The organism is Kribbella sp., from assembly GCF_035655035.1.
In the GTDB taxonomy this organism is placed as follows: Bacteria; Actinomycetota; Actinomycetes; order Propionibacteriales; family Kribbellaceae; genus Kribbella.
On sequence record NZ_DASRVN010000143.1, the window covers coordinates 1 to 4,058 of the forward strand.

At 68.0% G+C, this 4,058-nt stretch carries 7 protein-coding genes; 6 read left to right on the forward strand and 1 reads right to left on the reverse strand.

What is annotated here, in order from left to right:
• The 5 genes from VFF46_RS08290 to VFF46_RS08310 form a co-directional block, all read left to right on the forward strand.
• On the forward strand, positions 1-626 hold a 626-nt coding region (locus tag VFF46_RS08290; RefSeq protein WP_325036441.1), incomplete at its 5' end, for a phosphoglycerate kinase.
• Between the two features lie 5 nt (positions 627-631).
• A complete protein-coding gene (tpiA, locus tag VFF46_RS08295) occupies positions 632-1,438 on the forward strand; it encodes a triose-phosphate isomerase (RefSeq protein ID WP_325036442.1) in 807 nt (268 codons plus the stop codon).
• The gene (secG, locus tag VFF46_RS08300; RefSeq protein WP_209695429.1) at positions 1,435-1,668 is read left to right on the forward strand and encodes a preprotein translocase subunit SecG; all 234 of its coding nucleotides are present in this window, start codon (positions 1,435-1,437) and stop codon (positions 1,666-1,668) included. The genes tpiA and secG overlap by 4 nt, the downstream gene beginning before the upstream one ends.
• A 15-nt stretch (positions 1,669-1,683) precedes the next feature.
• A complete protein-coding gene (locus tag VFF46_RS08305; protein WP_209695430.1) occupies positions 1,684-2,043 on the forward strand; it encodes an RNA polymerase-binding protein RbpA in 360 nt (119 codons plus the stop codon).
• 107 nt (positions 2,044-2,150) lie between these two features.
• Positions 2,151-3,128, forward strand: coding sequence for an SMP-30/gluconolactonase/LRE family protein (locus tag VFF46_RS08310; RefSeq protein WP_325036443.1), 978 nt, complete (start codon positions 2,151-2,153; stop codon positions 3,126-3,128).
• 1 nt (position 3,129) lies between these two features.
• Here the strand turns inward: VFF46_RS08310 and VFF46_RS08315 are convergent, their stop codons facing one another.
• Positions 3,130-3,726 (reverse strand): Uma2 family endonuclease, encoded by a 597-nt coding sequence (locus tag VFF46_RS08315; protein WP_325036444.1) that lies wholly within the window; start codon positions 3,724-3,726, stop codon positions 3,130-3,132.
• A gap of 66 nt (positions 3,727-3,792) precedes the next feature.
• Here VFF46_RS08315 and VFF46_RS08320 point away from each other — a divergent pair.
• Positions 3,793-4,058: LLM class flavin-dependent oxidoreductase (locus VFF46_RS08320; RefSeq protein WP_325036445.1), on the forward strand; the 266-nt coding region annotated here is incomplete at its 3' end.

Below are 4,058 nucleotides of genomic sequence, written 5' to 3' on the forward strand. Positions count from 1 at the left end.
ACCCGGCCCGTCCGTACGTCGTGGTGCTCGGCGGCGCGAAGGTGTCGGACAAGCTCGCGGTGATCGACAACCTGCTCGCGAAGGCCGACAAGCTGCTGATCGGCGGCGGCATGGTGTTCACGTTCCTCAAGGCCCAGGGCCACGAGGTCGGCAAGAGCCTGCTCGAGGAGGACCAGCTGGACGTCGTCCGCGGGTACCTCAAGGACGCCGGCGACAAGATCGTGCTGCCGACCGACATCGTGGTCGCGCCCGAGTTCAAGGCCGACTCCCCGGCGACCGTGGTGGCCGCCGACGCGATCCCGGCCGACCAGCTCGGCCTGGATATCGGCCCGGACTCCGGCAAGGCGTTCGCGGCCGAGATCGGGACCGCGAGGACCGTGTTCTGGAACGGCCCGATGGGTGTCTTCGAGATGGCGCCGTTCGCCGGCGGAACCAAGGCGGTGGCGCAGGCGTTGACCGAGGTGGACGGCCTGAGTGTCGTCGGCGGCGGTGACTCCGCGGCCGCCGTCCGGCAGCTAGGCTTCGCCGACGACGCGTTCGGCCACATCTCCACCGGTGGCGGGGCGTCGCTCGAATACCTGGAGGGCAAGGAGCTCCCCGGTCTCGCAGTACTGGAAGAGGACTGACAACGATGGCAGATGCTGCCCGTACGCCGTTGATGGCGGGCAACTGGAAGATGAACCTCAACCACGTCGAGGCCGTGCACCTGCTGCAGAAGCTGAGCTGGACGCTGCAGGACAAGAAGCACGACTTCGACCGGGTCGAGGTGGCGGTGCTGCCGCCGTTCACCGACATCCGCAGCGTGCAGACGCTGGTCGACGGCGACCGGATGAAGATCAAGTACGGCGCCCAGGACGTCTCCACCAAGGACTCCGGCGCGTACACCGGCGAGATCTCGGCGTCGATGCTCACCAAGCTCGGCTGCACGTACGTGCTGACCGGGCACTCCGAGCGCCGGCAGTACCACAACGAGACCGACGCGATCGTCAACGCCAAGACGGCGAAGGCCCTCGAGGCCGGGCTGACGCCGATCATGTGTGTCGGCGAGGGCCTTGAGATCCGCAAGGCCGACGGGCACGTCGCGCACTGCGTGGGTCAGGTCGACGCGGGGCTGGCCGGGCTGAAGCCGGACGACGTCCGCAAGCTGGTGATCGCGTACGAGCCGGTCTGGGCGATCGGTACCGGTGAGGTCGCGACGCCGGAGGACGCGCAGGAGGTGATCGCCGCGATCCGGGGCCGGATCGAGGAGACGATTTCACCCTCGGTCGCCGACTCGGTACGGATTCTTTACGGTGGATCGGTGAAGATGGCCAGCGCAGGTGGCATCATGGCCCAACCGGATGTCGACGGTTGCCTGGTCGGAGGCGCGAGCCTGCAGGCCGACGAGTTCGCCGGCATCTGCCGTTACCTGGACCTTCAGTTAGGCTACTCCTCGTGATTCTCGCTTTCTCGATCGTCGTGATCGTCTGCAGCCTCATGCTGACGTTGCTCGTGCTGCTGCACAAAGGCCGCGGTGGCGGTCTGTCGGACCTGTTCGGTGGCGGTGTCTCGTCCAGCCTGGGCGGCTCCTCGGTCGCCGAGCGGAACCTGGACCGGATCACCATCGGTATCGGTCTGGTCTGGTTCGCTGCCATCGTCGCGCTCGGCCTGCTCTACAAGCTCGGCTGAGGGGAGTAGGTTCCCGTGGCTGGTGGTGGCAGTGCGATTCGTGGCAGCCGGGTCGGTGCCGGGCCGATGGGCGAGGCGGAGCGCGGCGACACCGCGCCCCGGCAGCGCATCGTGTTCTTCTGTGCGAACGGGCACGAGACCGCGACCTGGTTCGCGGTCGAGGCGGCCATCCCGGAGGAGTGGGACTGTCCACGGTGCGGTCTGCCGACCAGCACCGATGTGAACAACCCGCCTCCGCCGCCGAAGATCGAGCCGTACAAGACGCACCTGGCCTATGTGAAGGAGCGCCGCTCCGAGCAGGAGGCCCAGGAGATCCTCGGCGAAGCGCTCGAGAAGCTCCGGGCGCGGCGCGCCCGCGGCGAGGTCATCTACTAGCACCCCGAAGGTCCGGACCCCCACCAGGTCCGGACCTTCGCCGTTCCTCCCGACCCGTTTCAGTGGTTCACCTCTGAAATGGGGCGCAAGACGTTAAGGTCGGCGGCATGAAGTCGTCGATTTCGCCGGTCCGCTGGACGCCGCCGCCCGCGCCGCCGGTGCGGCACCCGAAGAACGTCGACGTCGAGGTCGTCGAGCTGCCGGGCGCCGGCCCCGAGGACACGCTGATCGACGAGGACGGCAGCGTGCTCACCGGCCTGTACGACGGCCGCATCCTGCGCGTCTCCGCGGACGGCCGCACGATCAGCACGCTCGCCGACACCGGCGGCCGGCCGCTCGGGCTGGAGTGGCTGCCGGACGGCAAGGTCCTGATCTGCGACGCGAACCGTGGCCTGCTGACACTCGATCGGGACCATCGGATCAGCACGCTGCTGTCCGAGATCGACGGCCGCCCGATGCGGTTCTGCAACAACGCCGATGTCGCCGAGGACGGCACGATCTACTTCACGGACTCGTCGACCCGGTTCGGCATCGACGAGTGGATGGCCGACCTGCTCGAGCACTCCACCACCGGCAGCGTGTACCGCCGTACGCCCGACGGCGAGGTCACCCGGCTCGCGACCGGCCGCGGCTTCCCGAACGGCGTCGCGCTGAGCGCCGATCGGAAGGCGCTGATCTGGGCCGAGACCGCGACGTACGGCCTCTACAAGCTCGACCTCGCCACGGCCGGCGCCGTGCCGGTACAGGTCGCCACGATCCCGGGTCTGCCCGACAACATCGCCCGCGGCTCCGACGGCCTGATCTGGGTCGCCGTCGGCTCGCCGCGCAACGCCGTACTCGATCTGCTGCTCCCGAAGCACCCGGTCTTCCGCAAGCTGGTCTGGTCGTTGCCCGACGCCCTCAAACCGAAGGCCGCCGACATCATCGAGATCCAGGCGTACGACGAGACCGGCAAGCTGGTCCACGACCTCCGCGCCAAGCACCCGTCCTTCCACATGCCGACCGGCGTCCGCGAACGCGACGGCAGGGTCTGGCTGGGCAGCATCGGCACCAGTTCGCTCGCCACGTTCCCGACGCCGAGTTGAGTCAGCGAGGTTCGAGAAGGTCGGCAGGGTCGAACGAGAACGCGAACGGTTCGTCGGCCGTGAACAGCTGGCCGGAGCGCGCCTGAGCCTGCAGCACGTACTCTCCGCCCACCAGGCGGAGCAACTCGATCAGTACGTCGTTGGCCCGGATCTCGACGTGCATGTAGAACGGGATGCCCAACACGGCGCAGACGGCAGGCGTGTCGATGCGATCCCGATGGAACGACGAGGGCGAGATGATCTCGATCGGGCAGAGCACCTGCTCCGCCTCGATCCACGTCTGCTGGCGCACCGGCTGATGCAGCAGAACGAGGTCGGGCTCGATCCAGCCGCTGAGTCCGGTGCGGACATTCAATGCTGTGTACAGCGCGTGTCCCGACGCGCGGGCCGGTGTGCGGAGTAGGGCGATCAGCTCCGCGGCAGCCCAGCTGTTCGCGCTTCCCTCACGGGGGCTCATCCTGAGTCGTCCCTGCACAGCCTCGTACCGCGCCGGCGGCATACCGTCGATCGGCAGGTAGCGCTGAGCCAGCTCAACGGTCCACAGGCCGTCGAGGTCGATCAGTGGGTCGAACGAGTACTCCGGTGCCGGGGCTGCCATTCCTACCTCCTTGTCCGTCGTCAGTTTAGGTCACACTGCGCAAGACTTTGCGCGTAAGGTGCGGGCATGCGTTTCGGGATTGCGATTCTTCCGGAGTACCGGTGGCGGGATGCGGCGCGGCGCTGGCGGCGGGCCGAGGAGTACGGGTTCGATCATGCGTGGACGTACGACCACCTGACCTGGGCCGGGTTGCAGGACTCGCCGTGGTACGGGACGACGCCGACGCTGACCGCGGCCGCGACCGTGACGTCGACGATCAAGCTCGGTACGTTCGTGACCTCGCCGAACTTCCGGCATCCGCTGGCGCTGACCCGGGAGATCCTCGCGATCGA

Coding starts and splice junctions, on each gene's coding strand:
- tpiA (WP_325036442.1), top strand. CDS start 632: ATGGCAGATGCTGCCCGTACGCCGTTGATGGCGGGCAACTGGAAGATG.
- VFF46_RS08315 (WP_325036444.1), bottom strand. CDS start 3,726: ATGGCAGCCCCGGCACCGGAGTACTCGTTCGACCCACTGATCGACCTC.
- VFF46_RS08310 (WP_325036443.1), top strand. CDS start 2,151: ATGAAGTCGTCGATTTCGCCGGTCCGCTGGACGCCGCCGCCCGCGCCG.